The organism is Mumia sp. ZJ430 (genome assembly GCF_011751845.1).
Classification (GTDB): domain Bacteria; phylum Actinomycetota; class Actinomycetes; order Propionibacteriales; family Nocardioidaceae; genus Mumia.
Genome location: NZ_JAAHFK010000001.1, coordinates 803,474 through 828,566 on the forward strand (window position 1 = coordinate 803,474; position 25,093 = coordinate 828,566).

Consider the following 25,093-nt stretch of genomic DNA (forward strand, 5'->3'; position numbering starts at 1 on the left):
ACAGGCTCAACCGTCGGGGGTTTCGACGGGCTCAACCGTCGGGGGTTTCGACGGGCTCAACCGGCGGGGGTTTCGGCGGGCTCAACCGGCGGGGCGGCCTCAGCCGCCGTTCGCGGCGCGCAGCGTCGTGACCTGCTGCGGGAGCTGGGTGCGGATGTAGTCGTCCGCGGACGCGAAGATGTCGACCTCGTGCCCGGCCGCCTGCGACAGGTTCCACCGGTGCATCAGCACGTCGTGGAAGAACTCCGCCGGCTCGACGACGTCGCGATACTTCGGCGGGATCATGCGCGTCAACGGCTCCCAAACCTCCTGGAGCCAGCGGTGCGCCACGACCATCGCGTCCTCGTTCTGGAGCTGGTGCGCCCCGGCGAAGGCATCGAGGTCGTTGAGGAGCCGCCGAGCCTGCGCCTCCTCGAGGTCGAGGCCGGTGAGTCCCTGCAAGCGCCGCGCGTGGTGGTCCGGCTCGACGACCTTGGGCTGGATCCGGACCCCGTCGCCGTCGAGGTCGGTGACGATGTCGAGCTCGCCGACGTCGAAGCCGAGGTCGTTGAGATGCTCGATCCGCTGCTCGATCCGCCACATCTCGTCGGTGCTGAACTCCTCCACACCGGTGAGTGCGCCCCAGAGCTCGTCGTACCTCTCGACGATCCGGTCGACGAACGGGATCGGCTCGATCCCGGGATCGAGCAGCCCGCCGGCCTGGAGGTCCAGCAGCTCGCCGAAGACGTTCGTACGGACGAGGTCGAGGTCTTCGCCGCGTTGGCCGTCGGACAGCGCGTCGTGCAGGGCGCCGGTCTCGGCATCGACGAGGTACGCCGCGAACTCGCCCGCGCTGCGGCGAAAGAGGGTGTTCGAGAGCGAGCAGTCGCCCCAGAAGAACCCGTCCACGTGCAACCGGACGAGCAGCACGACCATCGCGTCGATCACGCCCTCGAGCGTGTTGTCGGACAGCGGGTGCTCGAACAGCGACCGGTACGGCAGCGAGCGCGGCAGGTGGGCGGTGACGAGGGCGGAAGGCAGCTCCGTACCGTCACGTCGGCGGCGCCCGGTGACGACGGCGACCGGTTCGACGACGGGGAGCTCGAGCCGCCGCAGCTGCCGCAGGAGGACGTACTCGCGCCGCGCGTAGCGCTCGTTCGTCTCCTTCACGACGAGCACCGCGCCGTCGACCCGGATGAACCGCACGACGTGACGGTGGATGCCGCGCGGCAGCGACACGTCGAGCTCGTGCGGCCACTCCTCCAACGGCAGGTACCAGGGGAGCGTGACGAGTCCGCTGCGTGGCCGGGCCGACAGGATCTGGACGGGCATGCGCCCAGCGTCGCACCGATGGCGGGGAGTTACCCGAGGACGCGGTCGAGGTAGGCGTTGGCGAACGTACGGTGCGGGTCGAGGCGATCGCGTACGGAGGCGAAGTCGTCGAACCTCGGATAGCGCGTGCGCAGGACGTCGGCGTCGAGCGTGTGCAGCTTGCCCCAGTGCGGGCGGCCCTCGTGCTCCTGGAAGATCGCCTCGACGCCCTCGAAGTAGCGGCGGTAGTCGATCTGGTGGTACTGGTGCACCGCGACGTACGCGTTGGCGCGGTCGTACCCGGTCGACATCCAGATGTCGTCCGGCGCCGCGAAGCGCACCTCGACCGGGAACGACACCGTCTCGTCCGACGTCTCGACCCACGCGTCGACCGCGCGCAGCACCTCCGGCAGTGCGGCGCGCGGGATCGCGTACTCCATCTCGCGAAAGCGCACCCGGCGCGGCGAGATGAACACCTCGTACGACCAGTCGGTGTACTCGCGCGCCGACAGCGCACGCCCGGAGATGCCATTGAGCCGGGGCACCCAGCTGCGCTGGCGGGTCGCGACGCGGTTCACCATCTCGAACACGCCGTTGGACATGATCTCGTCGTCAAGGAGGAAGCGTGCCCTGGACAGCGGCTTGCGCTCCGTGGCCTCGGGGACGCGGTTGTTGCGCTTGACCAGGGCGCGGTCGGTGTGGGGGAACCAGTAGAACTCGAAGTGGTCGTTGTCCTCGACCATCGCGTCGAGCCCGCCGAGCACGTCACCGAGCAGCATCGGCTCCTCGCGGGCGTGCAGCAGGAACGACGGCACGCACGCGAAGGTGAGCGCGGTGACGACGCCCAGGGCGCCGAGGCCGACCCGCGCCGCGCCGAACAGCTCCGGGTCGTCCGGGGTCACGGTCACGACCGAGCCCTCGCCGGTGACGAGCTGGAGGCCGACGATCGCGCCGGCGATGCCCTGGAGCTGTGCCCCGGTGCCGTGGGTGCCGGTCGATGTCGCGCCCGACATCGTCTGCGGGTCGACGTCGCCCATGTTGGGGAGGGCCAGCCCGAGCGCGTGCAGGGCCGGGTTGAGATCACGCAGACGCGTGCCCGCGCCGACCGTGACGTGGCCGGTCTCGCGGTCGACGTGCTGGATGCCGGAGAGCGCGTCCATCCGCAGCTGGACGCCGTCGGTGACCGCGATCGAGGTGAACGAGTGCCCTGCACCGACGGGCTTGACCCGCTGTCCGGACGCGGCGGCGGTCCGGACGACATCCGTGACCTCGTCGACCGTACGGGGGTGCGCGACGCGTGCCGGGGTCGCGGAGGCGCAGCGGCCCCAGTTGGTCCATCGCGCGGTGGTCGTGGTGCTCATCCGAAGTTCTTCCCTTCGCCACGGTAGGTCGGCAGCGTCTCGGTGGACGCGGTGGCGCCGTCATCACCCTCGGTGGTGACGACGTGGACAGCGTCGAACCGCTCGCACATCTCCCCGGCCTTGGCGTGGCGCATGAACACGCGGTCACCGACACGCAGGCTCCGCGCGACGCCGCCCCGTACAGGTGTCTGCACCTCGCCCGCGCCTTCGGTCCCGATCAGCGACAGGCCCGGCGGCCACACCGGCGTCGGCCGGCGGCTCTTGCCCGCGGCGCCCGACGCGGAGTAACCACCGGAGAACAGCGTGGCGATGTCCGGGGCCGGCTTGCGCACGACAGACAGCGCGTAGAACGCCGCCGGGTGCGACTCGAACGCGTCGTAGGTGTCGAAGAGCGTCGGCATGAACAGCCCGGAGCCCGCCGTGAGCTCGGTGACGTACGGGTCGTCCCGCATGACCTCGAGGCTGCCGGTGCCGCCGGCGTTGACAAGCTCGAGGGCGGTCACGTCACGGACGGCCTCGACGATGCGTGCGCGACGCGCGACGATGTCGGCGACGGAGCGGGACTTCACGAAGCGGACCGCGGGGGAGCTGTCGGGCATCCCGGCGACCTGCGCGTCGTAGAACATCAGGCCCACGAGCGTGAACCCCGGACGGGCCGCGATCGCGCGGGCGAGGGTGATCGCGTCCTTCGGCGAGTGCACCGGGGAGCGGCGCGCGCCGAGGTGCAGGCCGCGGAACGGCTCGAGAGAGGAGTCGACGTCGATGCAGACCCGGATGGGCGGGTGGTCGGTGCCGACGACCGAGTCGATGAGGTCGAGCTGGGCGAGCGAGTCGACCATGACCGTGATCGCGGCGAGGCGGTGCTCTTTGGCGATGAGGTCGTGGAGCGCGGCGCGCGACGCGGTCGGGTAGGCCAGCAGCAGGTCGGTGTGCCCCTCGTCGGCAAGCCAGACGGACTCGGCGAGGCTGTACGACATCACCCCGCGGAAGCCGGGACGGGCCAGCGTCCGGTCGACGAGGGTGCGCACGCGGACCGACTTCGACGCGATGCGGACGGGCACGCCGCCAGCGCGTCGTACCAGCTCGTCGGCGTTGCGGGTGAACGTGTCACCGTCGATCACGGCGTACGGCGTCTCGAGGTCACGCGTCACGCGTGCGAGTCGCTCCATGTTGGGCAGGCGTCCAATAGCCACGGCATCAGTATGCGTCAGGAATGTGAGTTTGGACACCTGACCAGGAAAAAAATTCTAGTGCCGCTTCTTTCGCCACAGCGCGAGCACGATGAGAGCGATCACCCCGACCGCGACGATCGCCGGCAGCTGGGGGTTGTCGCGGGCGTTCTGCTTCACGTACTCCATCCGCTGCTGCGCCTCGTGCTTGGCCTCGTCCATCCGTTGCTGGGCCTGCTTCTTCACGTCGAGACGGTCGGTCAGCTCCTCGACGGTGTGGCCGAGCTTGTCCCGGGTCTCCTCGATGTCGCGCTGGATCTCGCTAGGGTCAGTCGGATCAGTGCTCACGGTGGCGTGCCTCCTTCACCTCGGCGATATCCGCCTTGACGTTCTCCACAGTGTGCTCAGGAACGGGCGGCGTCGCCTTCTGGAGCTGCTTCTTGCCGACGACGGCGAGGATGGCGGCAATCACGAACAGGACGACGGCGACGATGAGCGCCGCCAACCAGACGTCCATGACGAGCGCGAGCGCTGCGATGATCGCGGCGAACAACGCGGCGAGCCCGTACAACGCGAGAAGACCCGCTGCGCCGAATCCGCCGAGCCCCGCACCTGCGCGAGCGCCCTTCTGCTTGAGCTCGGCCTGGGCGAGACGCATCTCATCGCGGACCAGCCGGGAGGTCTGTTCGGAGAGGTCGCGGACGAGGTCGGCGATCGACTCGTCCGAGCGAGCCTGAGGTTCTGCCATGGGTAGCTCCTCGATCGGGTACGTCGATCCGGTGCCCTCAGGCCGCGCGACCATGCATGACCGTACGAGTCGCTACTGACCATCGGCAGTAGTGACGGTTGCTTTTCGGGCACTGTGCCTGCGTTCCCGAATTCCTACGGTCGACTCATGATCACGTTGAGCCATCTGACCAAGAGATATCGGTCGACCACCGCGGTCGACGATCTCACCCTCCAGATCGAGCCGGGCCGCGTCACCGGCTTCCTGGGCCCCAACGGCGCCGGCAAGTCGACGACGATGCGGATGATCCTCGGCCTCGACACCCCCAGCGCCGGCTTCGCGACGGTCAACGGCCGTACGTACGCGACGCTGCGCCGGCCGCTCCGTGAGGTTGGCGCGCTGCTCGATGCCAAGGCGGTGCATCCCGGCCGTCGGGTGCGGACGCACCTCGTGTCGATGGCACGCAGCAACGCGATCCCGGTGAGCCGCGTCGACGAGGTGCTCGACCAGGTCGGGCTCACCTCCGTGGCCCGGCGCCGGGCCGGCTCCCTCTCGCTCGGCATGTCTCAGCGGCTCGGGATCGCCGGTGTCCTCCTGGGCGACCCGCAGGTGATGCTCTTCGACGAACCCGTCAACGGGCTCGACCCCGACGGCGTGCTGTGGATCCGCCGACTGCTGAGGTCCCTCGCGGGCGAGGGGCGCACGGTGTTCGTCTCCAGCCACCTGATGAGCGAGATGGAGCGCACTGCCGACCACCTCGTCGTCCTGGGCCGGGGGCGCCTGCTCGCCGACACCTCCCTCGACGACCTGGTCGGCGACCACGAGTCGCTGGAGGACGCGTACTTCGCGCTGACCGCCAGCAGTGTCGAGTACGCAGGGAAGGAGGCCACATGAGCGACATGACTTCTTCGATCGCGTCGGAGTGGACCAAGCTCTGGTCGGTTCGCTCGACCTGGTGGTGCTTGGTCGGTGCCGTGTTCCTGGTCGCGTTCTACGCGGTCCCGGCAGGCTTCGACGCCGCCCAGCCGAACCCTGACCTCTCGTACGCGCAACAGCTGCTGCACGTCGAGGACGTCGTCTTCACGGCGCTGCAGTTCTCGCAGTTCGCGCTGGTGGCGCTGGCGCTCCTGACCGTCACCTCGGAGTATGCCTCCGGCAGCATCCGGACGACGTTGCAGTGCGATCCGCGACGTGGGCGGGTGCTCGTGGCGAAGCTGGTCGTCGTCGAGGTGGTCGCGCTGGTCGGTGGGGCGCTCCTCGCGGTGCTGGGTGCCGTCCTCGCCGACCTGACCGCAGGTGAGTACGGAGTCTTCGACGCGGGTGAGGTCGCGGCCGCGGCAGGCAGGGTCAGCGTCTACCTAGCGGTCGTCGTGGCCTTCTCCATCGGTCTCGCCGTCGCGCTGCGCAGCACCGCGGGCGCACTCGTCGGAGCGTTCATGGTGCTCTTCCTGGTGCCGCTGGTGTTCATGATGAGCGGGGTGGACCTGATGGTCGACATGTCCTTCTGGCTTCCGGGCACCGCCGGCACCGAATATCTCGGCATCGGGATCGCGACCCTCTTCGGCCTCGACGACCAGTTGCCGTACGGCGAGGGCGGCGCGCTCGTGCTGTTCGCCGCGTGGGCGGGCGTCGTCCTGGCCGCAGGGTACGCCGCGTTCCGCAGCCGCGACGCCTGACGGCCCAGCAGGGGAGGCCCTAAACGTCCTCGCCGACGAGCCCTGCCTCGTAGGCGAGGACGGCTGCCTGCACGCGGTTGCGCACACCGAGGCGCCCGAAGGCACTGCTCAGGTAGGCCTTCACGGTGCCTTCGACGAGGTGGAGCCGGCGGCCGATCTCGGCGTTGGAGAGCCCGGCGCCGACCAGCGCCATCACGTCCCGCTCGCGGTTCGTCAGCATCGCGACCTTGGCACGCGCCTCGGCCGCTCGCGCCATGCGGTCACCGGCACCGGCGCCGATCTCGGCGATCACCCGCTGCGCCACGGTCGGGGACAGGTATGCCGCGCCGTCGGCGACCGCGTGGACGCCGGCGAGGAGCTCGCGCGGATCGCCGGACTTCAGCAAGAACCCGCTCGCTCCGTCGCCGAGAGCGCGGGCGATGAAGGCGTCGTCCGAAAAGGTCGTCAGCATCACGACACCCGCCTCGGGCACCGTGCGCCGGATCTCCGCAGCGGCGGCGAGGCCGTCCATGCGCGGCATCCGGATGTCGAGCAGCGCGACGTCCGGCCGGTGCCGCTGCACGGCGTCGACCGCGCTTCTGCCGTCCGCTGCCTCGGCGACCACCTCGATCGCGGGATCCGTCTCCAGGATCGCCCGCACCCCGGCCCGTACCATCGCCTCGTCGTCGGCGAGGACCACGCGGATCACGAGGTCGCCTCGGCGGCGCTGCGACGTGCCCGGTCTGTCACCGGGAGCTCTGCGACCAGGGCGAACCCGCCGTTTCCCGTCGGTCCGTGGCGCAGCGAGCCGCCGGCGGCGCGTGCCGCCTCGTCGAGTCCGGCCAGCCCGAGTCGGCTCGTGATGCCATGGCGCGGTCGTTCGCGCGCGGCGCCATTGAGGACGAAGACGTGGACGGCCTGACGGCCACGCTCCAGACGCACGGTCACGGGTGCGCCCGGTGCATGCCGGGCGGCGTTGGTGAGCCCTTCCTGGACCACGCGGTGGGCGGCGACCTGCTGCAACGGCGCGAGCGCGTCGGCAGCACCCTCGAGGCGGACGTCGAGACCGGAGTCCCTGGCGCGCTCCACCAGCTCGGCGATGCTCGCTGCGGCAGGCTCGAGCGGGACCTCCTCCTCGCCCGGCCGAAGCACGCCGACGATCTGGCCGAGCCGGTCCGTCGCGTCCGCTGCGGCGGATCGAAGTGCTGCGGCCGCTTGCCGGGCCTCGTCCGGGATCCCTGACCTGACCTCGAGGGCCCCTGCGCGGAGCGCGATCAGGCTGAGCTCGTGGCCGAGCGAGTCGTGCATCTCCTGTGCGATCCGGGCCCGCTCCCGCAGCTGCGCGTGCTCGACGGCCGCGGCGTGGTGGGACGCGACCTGGCGCAGGTAGCGCCCGCACAGCCAGGGGAGCCCCATGAACAGGATCGTGTTGCCGATCAGCGCACCGCCGCGGCCGAGCCAGCCGGACCACGAGGGGTCGTTGACCAGGGCGTCGAGCAGCAGCAGCGCCGCGAGCGAGGCGACCACGACGGCCGCCGTCGACGAGCGCGAACGCGAGTGCCAGCGCCACCTCTGGCAGTCGCGCCCGGATCAGCAGCGCAACAGCGACCACGATGACCCCGACCGCAGCCCACCAGCCCTGGGACGCCGGAAGGGCGGTGCCGCTCATCACGGCGTGCTCGACCGCGACGCAGAGGACGAGTCCGCATCCGAGCACCGCTCGCCGGACCCCGGGACGTCGCAGCAGACTCACCCGTCGGACGATAGTTGTTCGCGGACACGTTCCCGTACCGTCGAACGACAGTACGGGAGGTGTCGCGTGCGGACAGGCCGTCCGCCGCCCCACCTTCTTCTCGGATCCCCTCGAACGGAGCATCGTCGTGAGCTCACCCCTGCCCTCGACCGACTCGCACGCCGACCACAGCGTCGTGCACGCGCTGCGGTCGCCCAAGATCCTCCGTACGGAGGTCCTGGCCGGGCTCGTCGTCGCGCTCGCGCTCATCCCCGAGGCGATCTCGTTCTCGATCATCGCGGGCGTGGACCCGCGGGTCGGCCTGTTCGCGTCGTTCACGATGGCCGTGGCGATCGCATTCCTCGGCGGCCGTCCGGCGATGATCTCCGCAGCCACCGGTGCGGTCGCGCTGGTGATCGCCCCGGTGATGCGCGACCACGGGTACGACTACCTCATCGCAACCGTGCTGCTCGGCGGCGTGATCCAGATCCTCCTCGCCCTGGCGGGGGTCGCGAAGCTGATGCGCTTCATCCCGCGGTCGGTGATGGTCGGGTTCGTCAACGCCCTCGCGATTCTCATCTTCTTGGCGCAGCTCCCGCACCTCGTGGACGTCCCGTGGCTCGTCTATCCGATGGTCGCGGTCGGCATCGCGATGATCGTCGGCTTCCCGCGGATCAACAAGATCATCCCGGCACCGCTGGTGGCGATCGTCGCGCTGACCGCCTTCACCGTCGTCGGCGCGCTCGACGTCCCGAACGTCGGCGACGAGGGGACGCTCCCGGACAGCCTCCCGGCGTGGTTCGTCCCCGACGTGCCGTTCACCCTCGACACCCTGCAGATCATCGCGCCGTACGCGCTGGCGATGGCGCTCGTCGGCATCCTCGAGTCGCTGCTGACCGCCAAGCTCGTCGACGACATCACCGACACGCACTCGGACAAGACCCGCGAGACGTGGGGCCAGGGCGCCGCGAACGTCATCACCGGCTTCTTCGGCGGGATGGGCGGCTGCGCCATGATCGGCCAGACGATGATCAACGTGAAGGTCTCCGGTGCGCGCACCCGGATCTCCACCTTCCTGGCCGGAGTGTTCCTCCTGATCCTCGTCGTCGGGTTCGGTGACGTCGTCGCACTGATCCCGATGGCCGCACTCGTCGCGGTGATGATCATGGTGTGCGTCGGCACGTTCGACTGGCACTCCGTCCGGCCGTCGACGCTGCGCCGGATGCCTCGGTCGGAGACCGCCGTCATGGTCGCGACGGTCCTCGTCACCGTCGCCACGCACAACCTCGCGATCGGTGTCGCCGTCGGCGTTCTGGTGGCGACGACGCTGTTCGCCCGCCGCGTCGCGCACGTCGCCGCCACCGAGCGCACGCTCGTCGACGAGGAGGACGGGGCTGTCGCCGTCTACCGCGTCACCGGCGAGCTCTTTTTCGCCTCGAGCAACGACCTGTACACGCAGTTCTCGTACGCCGACGACCCTGAGCGCGTACGGATCGACCTCTCGGCCGCACACGTGTGGGACGCCTCGACCGTCGCCGCGCTCGACGCCATCGCGGCCAAGTACGCGCGCAAGGGCAAGCGTGTCGAGATCACCGGGCTCCGTGGGGCGAGCGCGGAGCGACACGGTCGCTTGACAGGTCGGCTGTCCGCACACTGAAGGTCGCATAGGCTCGGCCCATGAATGACGCTGGCACCAACGATGTGGTTCTCGCGCTGATCCTGCTCGGGCTCGGTGTCGTCCTCGTCTTCTGGGGCGGCGCCGCGCTTCGCGCGCTGATCGCGTTGGCAGGCGCGGTCGTCGGCTTCTTCCTGGGCGCAGAGCTCGTGCAGGGCCAGGCCGGTGGTGAGCTGCTCGGCACCACCTGGGGCTGGGTAGCCGCCATCGTCGGTGCGCTCGTGCTCGGTGTGCTGGCCTACGCCTGGTACTGGCTCGGCGTCGTGATCTGGGTCGGCGCCATGGGCTACGTGCTCGGCGTCTTCCTCGCGAACGCCTTCGGCGCGGACAAGGACTGGGTGTTCACGACGGTCGGGATCATCGTCGCCGCGGTGCTCGTCATCATCGCCGTGGTCGCCTCGCTCCCGGCGCTGCTGCTCGTCATCGTGAGCGCCTGGTCGGGTGCGACGCTGGCGCTCACCGGCGTCATGCTGCTGGTCGGCGAGATCAACGACCAGCAGATCGACCACGCCTTCAGCCTCGCCGACCCGTCGTGGCTCTGGTACGGGGCGCTGGTCGTCCTCTTCGTCGTCGGCCTCGTCGTCCAGCTCGGAGCGACCTCGCGGCGTTCCGCACAGAGCGTCGGCGGCTAAGATGGGCGCGGCCTCGGCTCGTACGAGGCTTTGCCGGTGTAGCTCAGTTGGTAGAGCGCCTCACTTGTAATGAGGATGTCGCGGGTTCGACTCCTGTCACCGGCTCCAGGTGTTTGTGCAGGTAAGCGGCGCAGGTTGCCTGCGGGGCGGTCCCGGCGAGGGCCGAAATCTCGGCCGTGGCAGCCAAACTGGCAGCCAACGGCATCTCACTCGCCTCCGATCAGGCGCTCGATGAGCGCGGAAGCGTCGGCCAGCAGGCGCTTGTCGACGTGGGTATAGGTGTCCAGGGTCAGGCTGATCTGAGAGTGACCGAGCAGCTCCATCACGACCCGGGCGGGCACGCCCTGCTCGAGCATGAGGCTGGCGGTCGTGTGGCGCAGGTCGTGCAGGCGAATCTTGCGAAGACCGGCGCGCCGCAGGAGCGCTTGGAAGGCGCGGTAGTCGTTGCTGCGCTCAATCGGTGAGCCGACGTGGGTGGTGAAGACGAGACCGCGCTCGTTGCCTTTCCAGAGCTGGGCCGCGCGCTCTGCTTCCGCCTGCTGCTCCGTCCGCCGCTTCTCCAGAGCAGTGGCTACGACGACAGGCAGCGGGAGCACTCGGACTGACCGTTTGGTCTTAGGCGCCACCAGCTGGAAGTTGTTGTCGGTCCGCTGGAGGGCGTGGCTCACCGTGAGTGTCCGTGAGTCAATGTCGATGTTGTCCCAGGTGATTCCGAGGGCCTCTCCCTGACGGAGTCCAAGGAGAAGCCCGATGAGCCACCGTGCCGCGAGGCGGTCGTCAGCAGCCGCGGTGCTGAATCGCTCGGCTTCCTCGCGGGTGAAGGGATGAATGGTGGTGCGGGTCATCGGCGGCGGATCCACCATTTGGGCAGGGTTGGTGGGGATCAGACCCCAGCGCATGGCGATCGTCAGGCTGCGTCAGATCATCGCGTGCAGCCGGCGGATGCTGCTGGGGAGAGTTCCGAGCGCTTGTCCTGGTAGAGGCCGGCGATGTGATGCGGCCTGAGTGCATCGAGCTTCATGCGACCGAGGGCCGGAACCACGTGGAGTCGGATCTCCTGCTCGTACCGGGCGAGCGTCGTCGGTCGAACCGTCGCCGACGCGACATCGTGGAGCCAGCGTTGCATCCATTGCTCCAGGGTTGGGATTCGCTCGGTGCTCAACCGGCCTTCCTCAGCCTGTTGCACGAGCTTGCGCATCTCTTTGAGAACCTCGGCCTTGGTCACGCCACGCACGTACCTGCGTCGCCGGCTGCCGTTGACCCATCCGAGGTCTACTGCGCCACGCCACCGCCCGTTCTCAAGCTGATAAACGGCGCCTTCTCCACGACTGCGGCGCTTGCTGCTAGGCACTCTCGCTCACCCAGCTCGCGTCGTCCCACCGAGTCAGGACGATGGGCAGCGTTACAGTGGCATCGGGGTCACCCAAGCGTCCCAGGCTCGGGAGCGTCGGCGCCGAGAACACGGTGGCCTCAAGGACGTCACGGCAGTGCCGACGACAGAGCCTTTGCGATACGCCAGCGAGGTCGACGATCTGGACGAGCGGCGCGCGGAAGCACCCCGCCCGGTCACAGATCGGCGGTGGCGTGCGGGGCATCGCTCGAATCCTGGTGCACGGAAGCGAAATTGTCTGCGATGAACTTCTCGAGCGCCGCGAGTGGGACGCGGCGCAGTGCTCCAATCTGGACGTAGCCGAGCTTGCCGGCGCTCATCAGCTCGTAGAGCTTCGTGCGGCCGATGCCGAGCTGTTCGGCCGCTTCGATCGGCCGTAGCAGGAGTGAAGTCATGACGTCCTCCGTCCGTCGACGTTCACCCCAGGATTGACTGCCCTCGCCCTCCTCGGAAGACGACTCTTGATGACGGGGGTGGACGCAACCCCCTGAACTCAGGTACACCTCGGAGCTCCTGTCCGGAGCGGATTGTCGAAGCCGTAGTGATGGAGGCCGCAATCGACTATTGCCCGGGTTGGGATGGCAGTGCCGTCAGCGGCCGACACGGTCGGATGGACATCACCTTCCGACACCAAGCACTGCTGACGTCATTGACCCTCATCGACCGACCGGAGCCTATGAGCGTCTCGGAGACAAGCGCTTCCAGCAATTGTGCGCCGCGCTGGTGCTCGACCGTTTCGCGGACGTGTCCGTCTTTCCGGTGGGCGAGAAAGATGGCGGCCGCGACATGGTCTCCGGCACCGGTGAGAACCGGACGATCCTTCAGGTGAAGTTCTCCGGTGATCGCCGCAAGAAGAGGGCCACGTGGATAAAGCAACAGATCAATGGGGAGGCGGCGAATATCGAACGCCTCGTCCGAGAGGGGTGCACCCGGTACATCCTGATGACCAACGTTGAAGGCGGAGCCGCGCCTGGCTCGGGTTCGCGCGACGAAGTCGAGAAGGAACTCACCGCGCTGTCGAAGAAGTACAGGGTCCAGATGTCCTGCGTCTGGTCATCGGACCTCGACGCCTGGGTCGACAATGCGCCCTGGGAGATCAAACTCGCCTACGTCGACATGCTCGCGGGCACCGACGCGCTCTTCGCCCTTCTGACCTCGATGAATCTGGAGGATGGGGAGCGGCGTGAGAAGGACATCCTCGTCACCTACGTGGCCACGCACTGGTCGCGAGACAAACGCCTGAAGTTCCGCCAGATCGATCTCGTCAGCGACCTGCTAAGCGATCTGTTCGTCGACGTGACCGCACATAGGACGAGCGCTCCCCGCGGCACAACGATGTCGCTTCGCGACGTAGAACACGTCGCCGATCATCTTCTCGACAAGGCGACCCCGCCGTTGACCCTCGTAGAAGGCGTTCCCGGTCAGGGCAAGTCGACACTTGCCCAGTACGTCTGCCAGGTGTACCGCGCGGCGTTCATTGGCCGAGAGGAGTTGGAGGCGAATAATGAGGTCCTGCCGGGGAGTTCGACTGAAGAACTTCGCGTCCCGTTCCGGATCGACCTTGCCGACTACGCCGAGGCTGCCCGCTCAAACAACACCTCCACCGCGACCACCCCCACCGGTCACGCTCGGCCGCGACCCTCACGACCAAGACGTCGCCCGGAAGGGCTCGATGTCGGCAAGGACTCGGGTCCGGACACACACCGTCACCGAAGCGGCGTGGGAGCCGGCATGGTGAGACGCGGACGTTCAAGACGACGACGGGGTCGTTGGCGGTGATGCGTGACTGGCTGACTCCCACTGAGCGCATGCCTGCGGCAGCGTCATCGATCCTCGGCGAGCCCCACTGGACCACGCTCAATCCATTTGTCCAATTTGGGAAGCTTGAGTTTGTCATGCGGATGACAAGTTTTGATTGGTTCTTGATCATCGGCTGATTTCGGGGTGACAACGACGGTCGCAGTGTGGCTAGTTTTCACCACCTGGGTCACCGCTGGGGTGACTACTGCAAGACAGGTCGGGTTGGAAATGGTCACTCGTGGTATAGCGTCGCGGATGGTCGCATCGATTGTCATCACGGTCTCCACCGCGCTGGTCGCGGGAACCCTGGGCCCGGCATCCTCGGCGGCCGCACTCACCGAACCGGAGGAGCCATCGCCCTCCGTGGTGGTGACGGACTCGGATCGTGACGGAGTCCAGGATCGTCCGGACGCGGTGTCGGCGGCCCTGGCGGCGCGTTTGGCTGACGAGAAGGTCGAGGATCTGTCGGCGCGCACCGAGTCAACGCAGTTGTTCGCGAACCCTGACGGGACGTGGACGCAGGAGGCCGCATCGGGTCCGGTGCGTGTCGTCGACGAAGCGGGAGCCTGGCACGACATCGACACCACCATTGTGCCCATCGCAGGAGCTACGGGACTAACTGCGAGGTACGCGTCGGCGGATGTGGTGTTCTCGCCTGGCGGCGACAAGACGTTTGCGACGGTGACTGACGAGAAGGGCAACAGGTCGAGCTTCGGTTGGCCGACGGCGCTCCCGAAGCCGGTTGTCGATGGTGACACGGTTACCTATCCGCGAGCCTTGGAGAACGGCGACCTGGTGGTGCAGGCGCTGCCGACGGGGTTCTCACACTCGGTGGTGCTGCAGGCGGCACCGACGGAGCCATTAGAGATTCCGATCCCGCTGCAGATCCCGGATGGAGAGCTGACTGTCAACGACAGCGGCTCGCTGGTGGTAAAGGCCGACGGCAAGAAGGTCGTCACCGCTCCGCAACCGCTCATGTGGGACGCCGCCGTGGGCAATGATGATCTGCCGAACAACGTCGAGCCGGTTGAGGCGGCGGTCGAGGCCTCGGGCAGCGGTGCGAGTGAGAAGCAGACGTTGGTGCTGTCGCCGGATGCACACTGGTTGTCGGATCCTGCGACGGTGTACCCGGTGACGGTCGATCCGTCGTACACGATGTACGCCAACGGCGACTCGTGGGTTCAGAACGCCGGCTACACGACGAGCCAGGGTGGCTCTACCGAATTGCGGGCGGGTACCTATGACGCCGGCGGGCACAAGGCGCGGTCGTTCGTGAAGTTCATCGGAATGCTCAATGACAATGGTGGATCGGGTCAGGACATCGTGTCGGCGACGTTCAAGATGCGGAACTGGTACTCCGGCTCGTGCACGTCCTCGGCGATCCGGATCGCCCGCATCACCGAGACCTGGGCGGTCGGGGACCTGACCTGGGACAACCAGCCGACGGTCACGTCGACCGGCTCGAGCACATTCGCTCCCGCCTACGGCTACTCGGCCTCGTGCGACGCCGATGGGAACCAGGCTTCATGGGACGCTACGGCCATTGTCCAGGCGTGGGCAGATGGCGCCGCAAACAATGGCATTCGGGTGGCTGCCGACAATGAGGCAAGTAACGCGACGTGGCGCAAGTACCGCTCCAGTGAGCACACGAACACTGACACCCGCCCGCGGATGAGCGTCACCTACAACTCCTACCCGAACAAGGCGGCGGCGCCGGTGGTGGTGGGTGCGACCACCTACGGCGGTGTCACGTACGTGAACAAGAAGACATTCAACGTGTCCTCTAAGGTGACTGACCCCGATGGTGGCACGCTGACCGGTCTGTTCGACGTGTCGGGACCGGCGGGCTCATGGTCCGGCCTGGCGGGGTCGGCGGTGTCGTCGAACGGAAGCTCGGTTCGTTCCTACACCCTCAACACCGACGGGGTGTACACCACGAAGGCGCGGGCTCGGGACTCAGCAGGTCTGATCTCGAAGAACTACTCCGCGTCAACCACCTTCACAGTCGACACGGCCGTGCCTACGGCGACGATCTCGTGCCCGGGCTACTCCAACGGAGTGTGGTACGACACGCGGCCGGCCGCGAGCACGACCTGTACGTTCGGGGGTTCGGCGGATGTGGTCTCGTGGTCGTGGCGCCTGAACGACGGTGCGTGGAAGACAAGCACGGGAAGCACAGGCGCGATCGCGATCCCCGAGTCGGGTGCGACGCAGATTGAGTATTACTCCGCGGACCGCGCCGGCAACAAGTCCCAGACGATCACCTTCGGTTTCGGTGTCGGTGCGGCCAGCCTGGTGGCGCCGGTCGGTGGTGAACGGTCCACATCTACCTTCGCGATTGAGGCGCACGGTCCGGGGTTCGTGGACGAGCTGACTCTCGAGTGGCGTGCCAGTGGAAGCTCGGCGGCGTGGGCGCCCGTCGATGCGCTGACCGAGCGTGATGGTGGTGACTGGGACGGCACGTTGCAGCTGGCTGGGGCCATGAAGACGACGGGACAGTTGATCTGGGACGCTAGGCAGGACGCGGTGCCGTCACCGGCTCTGATTGACGTGCGGGTGTGCTTCGACTCCACAACGAGCGGGATGAAATGCGGTCCCGCACGCACCGTCTCGCTGATTCCCGGGGCGTTTGGGGACTCCTTTCCTGTCGCGGAGGTGGGCCCAGGCACAGTATCGCTGTACTCGGGCGAGGTGATGGTCGAGGATTCCGACGCAGCCGGAATCGGGCGCACTTACCGCTCGATGAGCGGCCCGGCAACCAATGCCGCGAGTGTGCTCGGCCCGGGCTGGGCGGCCGACCTGTCTGGGAGTGGAGGCGCCACGTCGGGACTCGAGGTTCGCGACGACCTGACCGGTCTCGGCCTGCTCGTCCTCGAGCCCGCCGACGGGGCGATGACGTTGTGGGGAACCGGAGCCGGGCCGATCGCGGCCGGGTCGACCGGGACGTTCACGTTCGTCAAGGGATTCGGCGACATCACTGGCGCCCTCACGTTGGAGGCCAGCATGTCGGAGTGGCGCTTGCGGCTACGTGAGGACGACGGCACGATCACCGTTTGGACCGCCACACCTGGCGGCGGCGCGTGGCAGTTGACCTCGGTGACCGGCCCTGCCGAGGTGGGTGCCACCACCTTCGGACACGACCCACAGGGCAGGGTCAGCGACATCTTTACACCCGTCTCGGCGACCTTGGCGTGCAGCGAGACCAGCCAGGACGTCGGATGTCGCCACACGCATCTGACCTACTCCGACATCTCCGGCGGTCTCGGGTCACGGCTGACGAGCGTGGCAGAGATCGTCCACGCAACCACCGGTCCGCAATCGACCGTTGTCGCCGAGTACAGCTACGACGACGAAGGCAGGCTCACGGGAGTAGCCGATCCCCGCGTTACCAACGCCGACGGGGAGGGTGCGGCCACGACCTATGCCTACAGCGGCTCGGGAGATCAGAGCAGGCTCTCTAGCGTCACGCCCGCCGGAGAGGAAACGTGGGAACTCGGCTACGACGACGACAATGACCGACTCGACCAGGTCCAACGCACACTGCCAGGGTCCAACGACAAAGCACGCTGGGAGATCGTCTACCAAGTACCGACCTCCGGCGAGGACCTGCCCGACCTGACACCGCAGGCGATCACAGCCTGGGACCAAGGCGGGACAGACGCACCTATCGCTGGCGCCGCAGTCTTCGGCCCGAACGCTCCCGCGGAGCGGGACTGGAAGTATGCGTCACTGACCTACTACGACGTCGAGGGACACACGACCAACACCGCCGTCTACGGTGCTGGCGACTGGCTCGTCGACTCTTACGGATACGACAAGCACGGAAACGTCACCTGGGCAATCGACGCCGCGGCACGCGCCCGGATCCTCGCCATCGATCCCGCGCAACGCACGACCGAGGCGATCGATCTCAGCACCATCACGGGGTACAACGCCGACGGCACCCGCGTCGAGTCGATCTTGGGCCCGCAGCGCGCGGTCGTGACTGAGTCGGGAGAGGTTGTCCAGGGACGTCCTGTCACCTCCTACACCTACGACGATGAGACAACGCAGACACAACTGATCGTTGGCCGGCCAGCCGATGAACCAGAGACCCCACGCAATCTGGTCGTCGAGGAGACATCAAGCGTGCTCGACCTCTGGGGCGGCGCGTACTACGACGAAAAGGTCACGCGCTACCGCTATGACCCCGTCCAGAACGGCGACGGCAATGGCTGGGAACTCGGAGTCGCTACACGCACCAGCGTGTGGCTCGGTGGTGACAAGGCGCAGCCAAGCAACTGGTCGACCACGCTCACTCGGCACGACACCGAGGGCAAGGAAATTGAGACTCGCACGCCGCAGGGGGTCGCAAGCCACGACGGAGCCGGAACTGATCCCCGCTCCACGATCACGGTCTACTACACCGCCGACGACAGCGCTCGTGACTCCAGATGCCGCAACAAGCCCCAGTGGGCCGGACAGGAGTGCCTCACGGGACCCGCGGGACAGCCCGCGAGCGGAGCGAGCGTGCCTACGACGCTCTACGCCGCCTACGACCCCCAGCTCAATCCGACGTTGATCAAAGAATCGCGCGACCCCAGTCCGACGACTCCGTCCAACGAGATCGAGCGGGTTACGACCAATACGTTTGACGACGCTGGGCACATCACGTCCGAGCACACCATTGTCAACAACGCGCCGGCGGGAGACCGCGCCGTAGCTAGGACGAACTACACCTATGACACGGTGACAGGTGCGCTCACGGCGATCTCCAACGACGAGTCGACGATCTCGATCACCTATGACTCGTGGGGACGCGAGAAGAGCCGTACAGACAGCAGCGGAAACACAAGCACGAAGACGTACGACAGGGCCGGTCGTCTGTCGACGCATAACGACGGCAAGGGCGGATACACATATTCGTACGAAGGCAGCGGAGAGCATCGCGGCCTCGTTACCGGGCTCGACGTCGACCTGCCAAACGGTCAGGCCGACGAGTTTACCGTCGAGTACACGCCCAGGGGCGCGCCAGCGACGATGACCTACCCGAACGGGATTACCGCCCGGTGGACCTACGATGCCGCCGACAACCCGACAAACCTCGCCTACACCGTCGGCGAAGAAGTCGTTTCCTTCAGCCAGACCTACGACATCTCCGACCGTGTGCGGACGTCGGTGACCCCCGGGTCAGACCGGTCGTTCCGGTACGACCGGCGGGACCGCTTGGTGCGCGTCGATGACACGTCCGGAGTCGGACCGGTTGAGCAGAGCATGTGTGAGCGACGTGAGTACAGCCTGAGCCTCGACTCCAACCGCGACGCACTCACAAAGAGCGGAGCCGATTCCAGCGGACGCTGTGATGGAAGCGCTCCGACAACCATCGCGTCCGCGTTCGATGCAGCAGATCGGATCACGGGCGGGTACTCGTACGACGCGCTCGGCCGCACGCGGACGATTCCAGGCGAAGCGTCGAACATGCCTGCCGGAGGCGAGGTCGACGTTCGGTACTTCGCCAATGACATGGTCGCCTCCCTAGCCCAAGGTGAAGCGTCAACTGATCCGCTAGCGGAGAATGGCGTCGCGTACGAACTTGACCCGGCGGACCGCATAGCCGTAATCGAGCAACACGTCGGCGCCACCCCGGTCCGAACGCTCAACCACTTCTCGGATGAGAGCGATTCGCCAGCGTGGTCCACGACCATCGCTGGAGATTCAACGGGCGAGGAAGGCTCTGTCACGTGGAGCCGCAACCTGACCGGGCCGTTTGGGACATTGGTTGGCCAGCAGCTCGACGAAGGGCCAGCAATATTCGATCTCGCGGATCTTCAGGGCCATTTGGTTCTCAGAGCCGGCACGGATATGGAGGGCAATGTTGCCATCGGCCCGTTCAGCGAGTTCGATGAGTTCGGAGGGCTGCAGGCGGGTGCTGTGCAGACCTATGGGTGGCACGGCGGCGCGGCCCGACCCGCCAACCTTGTTGGTGGATTAATGCTGATGGGAGCGCGGCTCTATAATCCGACGACCGGCCGTTTTCTGTCGCGCGACGCAATTTCGGGAGGCAACGACAATAGCTACATTTACCCCGCGGATCCGATCAACCTTGCCGACCTGCCCGGCCTGGCGACAAAGTGGCTGTTTAACAAGAAGATTAAGCCAGAGAATGCCGCAAAATGGGCGAAACGTATTAGGAACGCTAAGCGCTTCACCGATTTGATCTCGGAGGGTCTTAAGTATGTGAGCAAGGTCCCGAATTGGGGGACCGTGGTCAAGATCGTGGTCGACATCCTCATGTCCATCGCGGCCGACATTGCAACTGATATCATGAGGGCGCACGGCGCGACCCCGCCGCGGGGCCACTACTTGCATCGCATCAGGATCAGAATCGGTATCGGAAACTGGGGTTGGAAGTTCTGGAAGTTCCGTCCCAAGTTCAACATTATTCCTCTGTACCAGCGTCGTCATGGGAGGCAGTGACGTGAGTGGCGAAGCTCGGAATAGCGAGCACATAATCGACGCCTACAGACGGGCTTGGAGTCGGCGTGTGGAGGGTGACGACAACTCCTTGGAGGTCTTTCGGTCTGAAGTCGGTAGCGCCAGGGGCGGTGCCGATGAGGAGGAATGGAAGCTCTATTCCGAACTTTGGGAGAAAGGAGTTCCTCCTTCGAGGCTCGCGAAAGAACTACGCCGAGCGGGTCTTCGGTCGCTGCGCGAGGTGGTTGGGCACACGTTCCGGCTTTGGCGCTCGAGCGCGCGAGAGCCGCGCTGGATGAAGGAGCCGTCCGATGTCGAGTTGCTCGGTCAAGACTCGCAATACTGGAGCCTTCCAGTTACAGAACTGCCGCTTTCCTTTGGGGACGAGGAGTACCCCTGGCTCGAACGGGCCTGTGCTGAATCTCAACTCGAGAAGGGCGAAGAGTGTCATGTTTTCGCGATCTGGCTCGACCCGCTAGAGAGTCAAGCAGATGAATGTGCGGTCGTTCTCGGGCGTCAAAGAGTCGGTTCGACGCGAGTTTCAACCGATGTATGGCATGAGTTGCGAAGTCTCCAATCGCGACGGATCTTCGCGAATGGCGCACTGGAGATTAACCCGAATGAGACTCCGCTGTCGCCCTACCTAGGCGTTCAGCTGCCGCCCCCTCACGCGTCGTCCTGAGGTCAGCGTTACAGTCTGATCCTGCTCTGACAAACCTTTACCCCTTAGAAACCAAAACAGGGATGTCACCAAGATCGGGCGATACCCGCTCGCCCCGGCCCGAGGTTCCCGTTGTCGTCACGCCGGTGCTGAGGGAGTTGCAGGTTCGATGTTCGCGCGCGGCGCCGTGCCGACCGGCGCGTTTGTGTCGCGGATCTGTGCGGGCCTGAGCGTGAGAGCGCTTCGCGCAGCATTTCGAACGGATTGCTTTCGGGAGTTGGTGGTCGATCGGTGTCGAGTCTGAGCAGTTGCTGGTCTGCGACGTACAGGTAGGTGCAGGTCCTAGCTCTGGTGGCACCGACATAGAGAGCTTCCCGGGTCGTGGTTTCGTCGACGATGACGTGCGCGGTGTCGGCCGTGGCACCTTGCGCGCGGTGGGTCGTGACGGCGTACCCGAGCTGGACGTGGTCGGCAACGTAGCCGGACGGCAGTTCGACACAGGCGCCGCCGCGTTCGACGTGCAGTCGCCCGTCCCCGCTGACCTCAGTGACAGTCCATCGGTCGCCGTTCTTCACGTACGTGCCGTGGATCGTGGTGAGGGCACGGTTGTTGCGACGGGTGGTGATGATGTCGCCGACGCCGGCGGTGGTGCCATCGCGCAGTCGTACGCCGCCGGCTCGGCCGATCTCCCCGGCTCGGATTCTCGCCGCGCGGGCGGTCGTGTTGAGGGCGCGCGCGTCCCGTTCGGTGCTGGCGATGATGATGCTGCTGAGTCCGCGTCGGGTGTCGCGCTCCCAGGCGTTGTAAGCGTACTCGAGAAGATGCGGCCCGCTGCCGGTCACGACGCGGTGGTTGTCCTCGTAGAAGCGCAGACCGGCCGGGTCTCCTCCGCGGATCTGGAGGGTCGCCGCCGCCTCGTCGGGGTTGTGGAAGCGGTGGAGCGTGTCGAGTTCGGGTCCGCCGATGTCGCCGACCAGGAGTCGGAAGGCGCCGCCGGCTTCGACCGCCGAGAGCTGGTACGGGTCGCCGAGTAAGCGGACGACGGCACCGGCCATATGGGCGTGCTGGGTGAGCCAGTCGAGACGTGTGGTGCCGGCGAGACTGGCTTCGTCGACGAGCACCAGGTCGCCTGGTCGCAGGTGAGCCCAGTCGTCGCCACTTACTGGCTCGGCGGTGAGGTGCTGGAACTTGTGGAGGTTCTCGGCCCTGGTGCCGAGCTCGTCTGCAAGGACCTGCGCAGCGGTCGCCGACGGAGCGAGCGGAATAACGCGGCGTCCCGCTTCGCGCCAGATGGTGGCGAGGGCGCGCATAGCGGTGGTCTTCCCTGACCCCGCTGGTCCGACTCCGATCGACAGTGCGTGGGGATTGGTGAGGAAGTCGAGGACGAGCCGGCGCTGGCCAGGGTCGAGCCGGTGGCCTTGCGCCTCTTCGTAGGCCCAGATTCGGGCAACGGCATCGGGCTCGGCCATGACCGGGTGGTCTGTGTGGGCGCGTGCGGTGTCGAGGAGTCGCTGCTCGGCGTCGAGGATGTGCTGGGTCGTGTACCGGGGTGAACCGTAGGTGGTCGCGTCGTTGGAGAGTGGGACCGCGACGTCGGGGGAGAGTGCGCGCTCGAGAGCGCGCACGGTGACGCGTTCGCGGTGAGGAGCGGTCGCGAAGCGAAGGTGGCGGATCTGGCGTTCGATCTCGGCGAGGACGTTCCAGCGGGTCCAGGTCGCCTTGTGCTCAGCGACCACGGAGGTGGCGACCTCGGCGATCAGGTCGACCGGCACCTCGTCCGGATCCCACGCGCGCGCCGGCGCCTTCGGGTTCATCAACTCGGCCAATCGCCGGTCGGGGTCCTTGCCGAGGAACGGTCGAGCTTCGGTGCGCCAGCGGGTGATCTTGTCGGCCAGGGTTTCGCCGAGGATCTTGTCGCCGCGGGTGTCGAGGGTGGCCTGCTGGGCGAGTCGGAGCTGGGCGGCGGTGTCGGGGTCGTGCCTGTGGGTATTGCGGTAGTCGGCGGCGAGCTCACGGTAGCGGTCCTCGATCGCGGCACGGCGTTGGGAGAACGACCGGATCAGATCGAACGGCACGCCGGCGATCTCGCGTACCGGTCGCTTGTCGGCGCGGACCGTGTCGGGACGTTCGGTGAACGCGACGCCAAGCCGTCGGCTGAGCTCGTCCTCGAAGCGGGTGTTGTACCGCTCAGATGCCGCGACTCCTGCCGCGTGCAGGACGCGAGCGTCGAGCGACAGCCAGTGTGCTCGACCGTCGGAGAGGTCGTGAAGGGCGCGGACCTTATTCGAGATCGCTACGTGTGTGTGCAGGTCGGGGTCGCCGGAGCGGGAGTCGAAGTGGTCGAACGCGGCTGCGATGAATCCGCGGGCCTTGGTCTGGACGCCGGCCTTGCCGGTGCGGGCGAAGCAGGTCTCCGTCTCCAACCAGGCGAGGACGTTCTCGACTGCGGCGTGGTGGGCGTCGGAGGCCGCTTGGCGGGTGGCGGCGTCGCCGAGTCCCCACAGGATCGAGGCGCTCTTGACCGGGGTGAATACGAGGTCGTACCCGGCGACGGCGCGACGTTCCTTCGCGGCCTCGGATGTCTCGATCCGAGCCCGTGTCGTCGCGTCTGGGGCGTGGCCGTCCTTGGCCTCGTATCGGGCGATCCGCTCCGCGATCCGATCGTCCCGTGACTCGCGCGTGTGGAAGGCGGGAAAGGCCTGTCCCAGCCGGGCGGCGGTCCTCGCGGCCTCCGGACTCGCGCCGTTGGCTTCCTCGAGCGCGATGATCTGTTCGGCATCGGGGTGCATTCCGGCGCCGAACAGGGACCGCATCTGGTCCTCGCGCACCGTCCCGCTGACGGCCAGCTCGCGCGCCCCGACTCCCATCCACCGACCGGTCGGGTTCCCGGACGCGAGGTAGTAGTCCGCCAGCGACTGGCTGGCAGTCCGCGTGACATCTCCAGACGCGACCTGTCGGGTCAGGTAGGTGTAGCCGTCACCGGCGTGCAGCTTGTGCAGCGTCATCACTGGACGCGACCCCCACGAGTAGCCGAACGAGTAGCCAAACGCCCGAGAAGCAGCGGCCGTCGAGGAACCGCGGCGGAATCCAGATCCCTGCTGACCTGCGCAAACGCATCTCAGCGGCCATCGCCGGACACGCCGCGTGCAACTTGTAATGAGGATGTCGCGGGTTCGACTCCTGTCACCGGCCCCGAATTGGCGGTCGGCCCTCGGCGCCACCACCCGCATGGTGGTGCTGCTCCTCGCGATGGTGTCGATCGAGGTAGCCCGTGACGCATTGCCTCCACATCGCCGGGTACCTGGACACAGCAGTCCGCACCTATCTTCTGGAGGCCTGGTGTCGAGAGGTTCGCGTGCAAGCAGCACCGAGGTCTCCGGCCCAGGAGTGCCTTGCCTCGAATGGCATCCAGGGGGCGAGTTCACCGTCGGGGGCGAGGACGAGCTGCTCCTCGTCGACCAGCGAGGGCAGATGCTCGGACCGGCAGCGGCACCGCTGACGGCCACCCTTAGTAACCGCGGAACACACGGCACCCTCAAGGGCGAGATCTTCGTCGACGAGCTCGAGCTCGAGACGCCCGTGTGCTCGGACGCCGAGGAAGTGCGCCAGTCGCTGAAACACCTACGGAGATCACTGATCACCGAAGGCGTCCGACCGATGGCAGTCGGTCTCCACCCAAGCTCCGGCTTCGGCTCCGTGGACATCTCGACGTCGCGACGATACGACCGGATCGGCGACGAGTTCGCCGGCCTGCTGCGTACGCCGACCGCGGCCTTCCAGGTGCACGTCGGCGTGCCGGACCCGCCCACCGCCCTGAAGGTCTACCGCGGACTGCGCAACCGGCTGTCCGCCTTCCGTGCGCTCGCCGCAGGATCGCCGTACTGGCACGCCCGCGACTCCGGACTCGCCTGCGCCCGTCCAGCCATCCTCAGGTCGTATCCGCGGACGACCATGCCGCCCGTGCTCCGAAGCTGGGATGAGTACGTCGCAGCGATCGGGCTCGCCATGTGGGCGCACGAGGTGCCCGACTACAGCTACGTGTGCTGGGAGCTCCGTCCGCACCCGAGACTGGGGACGGTGGAGGTACGAGTCATGGACGCGCAGTCGTCGCTCGCACGCGCCGCCGGCCTGACTGCCCTGGTGCAGGGCCTTGCCCGACATGCCGTCGAGTTTCCTGACCCTGATGACCTCCCGGACGAGGTCGTCCTCGCGAACGACCTTCGAGCGTGCCGCTTCGGCCTCGAAGCGACGGTCGTCGATGCGGGCCGGTCACGACGACCCATGCGTGAGGTCGCGGCACGCGCGCTCGACGACGCACGTAAGCAGCTGGCGCCTGACGGTGTGGACGGACCCCTCGACGCCGTGCAGGCGATCCTCGTCGAGCCTCCTGAGTACGTCCGCCAACGAGCCGTGTGCGAGCGAGAAGGGATGCCGGCTCTGCTGGCGGACCTCGTGGCGCGCACGGCGGACGTCGACGGCTGAAAGGTGTGGGGACGACAGAGGCCGTCCCCCACGAGCTGGGGGGACGGCCTCTCTGTCACGGGTTCA

18 protein-coding genes and 1 tRNA gene are annotated in these 25,093 nt (G+C 67.1%); 8 read left to right on the top strand and 11 right to left on the bottom strand.

What is annotated here, in order from left to right:
- Positions 1-99: 99 nt before the first annotated feature.
- From HCT63_RS03895 to HCT63_RS03915, 5 genes are read right to left on the bottom strand one after another with little or no spacing between them, the layout of a single operon-like run.
- The gene (locus tag HCT63_RS03895; RefSeq protein ID WP_167001460.1) at positions 100-1,311 is read right to left on the bottom strand and encodes a DUF4032 domain-containing protein; all 1,212 of its coding nucleotides are present in this window, start codon (positions 1,309-1,311) and stop codon (positions 100-102) included.
- Positions 1,312-1,340: 29 nt separating this feature from the next.
- The gene (locus HCT63_RS03900; RefSeq protein ID WP_167001461.1) at positions 1,341-2,651 is read right to left on the bottom strand and encodes a D-arabinono-1,4-lactone oxidase; all 1,311 of its coding nucleotides are present in this window, start codon (positions 2,649-2,651) and stop codon (positions 1,341-1,343) included.
- Entirely contained in the window at positions 2,648-3,844 is a 1,197-nt protein-coding gene (locus HCT63_RS03905; RefSeq protein WP_243842871.1) for an amino acid deaminase/aldolase, read from the bottom strand. Before HCT63_RS03905 ends, HCT63_RS03900 begins: the two co-directional genes overlap by 4 nt.
- A 54-nt stretch (positions 3,845-3,898) precedes the next feature.
- Entirely contained in the window at positions 3,899-4,168 is a 270-nt protein-coding gene (locus HCT63_RS03910; protein ID WP_167001462.1) for a DUF3618 domain-containing protein, read from the bottom strand.
- A complete protein-coding gene (locus HCT63_RS03915; RefSeq protein ID WP_208322257.1) occupies positions 4,158-4,568 on the bottom strand; it encodes a phage holin family protein in 411 nt (136 codons plus the stop codon). Before HCT63_RS03915 ends, HCT63_RS03910 begins: the two co-directional genes overlap by 11 nt.
- Positions 4,569-4,715: 147 nt before the next feature.
- On the opposite strand from HCT63_RS03915, the gene HCT63_RS03920 reads away from it, so the two are divergent.
- Both HCT63_RS03920 and HCT63_RS03925 read left to right on the top strand, forming a co-directional pair.
- Positions 4,716-5,441 carry an ATP-binding cassette domain-containing protein gene (locus HCT63_RS03920; protein ID WP_167001464.1) on the top strand — a complete coding sequence of 242 codons (726 nt, stop codon included), beginning with the start codon at positions 4,716-4,718 and terminating at the stop codon, positions 5,439-5,441.
- Complete coding sequence (locus HCT63_RS03925; protein ID WP_167001465.1) at positions 5,438-6,223, top strand: ABC transporter permease subunit; 786 nt, start codon at positions 5,438-5,440, stop codon at positions 6,221-6,223. The genes HCT63_RS03920 and HCT63_RS03925 overlap by 4 nt, the downstream gene beginning before the upstream one ends.
- Before the next feature lie 19 nt (positions 6,224-6,242).
- Here HCT63_RS03925 and HCT63_RS03930 read toward each other — a convergent pair whose 3' ends face one another.
- Together HCT63_RS03930 and HCT63_RS03935 are read right to left on the bottom strand one after the other, a co-directional pair.
- On the bottom strand, positions 6,243-6,911 hold the full coding sequence (locus tag HCT63_RS03930) for a response regulator transcription factor (RefSeq protein WP_167001466.1): 669 nt from the start codon (positions 6,909-6,911) through the stop codon (positions 6,243-6,245).
- Complete coding sequence (locus HCT63_RS03935; protein ID WP_167001467.1) at positions 6,908-7,729, bottom strand: histidine kinase; 822 nt, start codon at positions 7,727-7,729, stop codon at positions 6,908-6,910. Before HCT63_RS03935 ends, HCT63_RS03930 begins: the two co-directional genes overlap by 4 nt.
- A gap of 353 nt (positions 7,730-8,082) precedes the next feature.
- Here HCT63_RS03935 and HCT63_RS03940 point away from each other — a divergent pair, with 353 nt between their 5' ends.
- The 3 genes from HCT63_RS03940 (at position 8,083) to HCT63_RS03950 (ending at position 10,349) form a co-directional block, all read left to right on the top strand.
- Complete coding sequence (locus HCT63_RS03940) at positions 8,083-9,591, top strand: SulP family inorganic anion transporter (RefSeq protein WP_243842872.1); 1,509 nt, start codon at positions 8,083-8,085, stop codon at positions 9,589-9,591.
- Between the two features lie 20 nt (positions 9,592-9,611).
- On the top strand, positions 9,612-10,241 hold the full coding sequence (locus tag HCT63_RS03945; protein WP_167001468.1) for a DUF4203 domain-containing protein: 630 nt from the start codon (positions 9,612-9,614) through the stop codon (positions 10,239-10,241).
- A gap of 32 nt (positions 10,242-10,273) precedes the next feature.
- Positions 10,274-10,349: transfer RNA gene (locus HCT63_RS03950), tRNA-Thr, on the top strand.
- A gap of 98 nt (positions 10,350-10,447) precedes the next feature.
- Here the strand turns inward: HCT63_RS03950 and HCT63_RS03955 are convergent.
- The 3 genes from HCT63_RS03955 to HCT63_RS03965 all read right to left on the bottom strand — a co-directional run bounded on the left by HCT63_RS03955 (position 10,448) and on the right by HCT63_RS03965 (position 12,026).
- Entirely contained in the window at positions 10,448-11,140 is a 693-nt protein-coding gene (locus HCT63_RS03955; RefSeq protein ID WP_167001469.1) for a site-specific integrase, read from the bottom strand.
- 23 nt (positions 11,141-11,163) lie between these two features.
- Complete coding sequence (locus tag HCT63_RS03960; protein ID WP_167001470.1) at positions 11,164-11,466, bottom strand: N-terminal phage integrase SAM-like domain-containing protein; 303 nt, start codon at positions 11,464-11,466, stop codon at positions 11,164-11,166.
- A 341-nt stretch (positions 11,467-11,807) separates the two neighbouring features.
- Complete coding sequence (locus tag HCT63_RS03965) at positions 11,808-12,026, bottom strand: helix-turn-helix domain-containing protein (protein ID WP_167001471.1); 219 nt, start codon at positions 12,024-12,026, stop codon at positions 11,808-11,810.
- A gap of 328 nt (positions 12,027-12,354) precedes the next feature.
- Here HCT63_RS03965 and HCT63_RS03970 point away from each other — a divergent pair, with 328 nt between their 5' ends.
- Together HCT63_RS03970 and HCT63_RS03975 are read left to right on the top strand one after the other, a co-directional pair.
- Positions 12,355-13,410, top strand: a complete 1,056-nt coding sequence (locus HCT63_RS03970; protein ID WP_182397135.1) for a hypothetical protein — start codon at positions 12,355-12,357, stop codon at positions 13,408-13,410.
- A gap of 276 nt (positions 13,411-13,686) precedes the next feature.
- Positions 13,687-19,887, top strand: a complete 6,201-nt coding sequence (locus HCT63_RS03975; protein WP_167001472.1) for a DNRLRE domain-containing protein — start codon at positions 13,687-13,689, stop codon at positions 19,885-19,887.
- Between the two features lie 744 nt (positions 19,888-20,631).
- On the opposite strand, the gene mobF is transcribed toward HCT63_RS03975, so the two are convergent.
- A complete protein-coding gene (mobF, locus tag HCT63_RS03980; RefSeq protein WP_167001473.1) occupies positions 20,632-23,550 on the bottom strand; it encodes a MobF family relaxase in 2,919 nt (972 codons plus the stop codon).
- 382 nt (positions 23,551-23,932) lie between these two features.
- On the opposite strand from mobF, the gene HCT63_RS03985 reads away from it, so the two are divergent.
- Complete coding sequence (locus HCT63_RS03985; protein WP_167001474.1) at positions 23,933-25,027, top strand: YbdK family carboxylate-amine ligase; 1,095 nt, start codon at positions 23,933-23,935, stop codon at positions 25,025-25,027.
- Positions 25,028-25,093: the final 66 nt, after the last annotated feature.

Coding starts and splice junctions, on each gene's coding strand:
- HCT63_RS03900 (WP_167001461.1), bottom strand. CDS start 2,651: ATGAGCACCACGACCACCGCGCGATGGACCAACTGGGGCCGCTGCGCC.
- HCT63_RS03965 (WP_167001471.1), bottom strand. CDS start 12,026: ATGACTTCACTCCTGCTACGGCCGATCGAAGCGGCCGAACAGCTCGGC.
- HCT63_RS03920 (WP_167001464.1), top strand. CDS start 4,716: ATGATCACGTTGAGCCATCTGACCAAGAGATATCGGTCGACCACCGCG.
- HCT63_RS03975 (WP_167001472.1), top strand. CDS start 13,687: ATGGTCGCATCGATTGTCATCACGGTCTCCACCGCGCTGGTCGCGGGA.
- HCT63_RS03945 (WP_167001468.1), top strand. CDS start 9,612: ATGAATGACGCTGGCACCAACGATGTGGTTCTCGCGCTGATCCTGCTC.
- mobF (WP_167001473.1), bottom strand. CDS start 23,550: ATGACGCTGCACAAGCTGCACGCCGGTGACGGCTACACCTACCTGACC.
- HCT63_RS03895 (WP_167001460.1), bottom strand. CDS start 1,311: ATGCCCGTCCAGATCCTGTCGGCCCGGCCACGCAGCGGACTCGTCACG.
- HCT63_RS03955 (WP_167001469.1), bottom strand. CDS start 11,140: ATGCGCTGGGGTCTGATCCCCACCAACCCTGCCCAAATGGTGGATCCG.
- HCT63_RS03915 (WP_208322257.1), bottom strand. CDS start 4,568: ATGGCAGAACCTCAGGCTCGCTCGGACGAGTCGATCGCCGACCTCGTC.
- HCT63_RS03925 (WP_167001465.1), top strand. CDS start 5,438: ATGAGCGACATGACTTCTTCGATCGCGTCGGAGTGGACCAAGCTCTGG.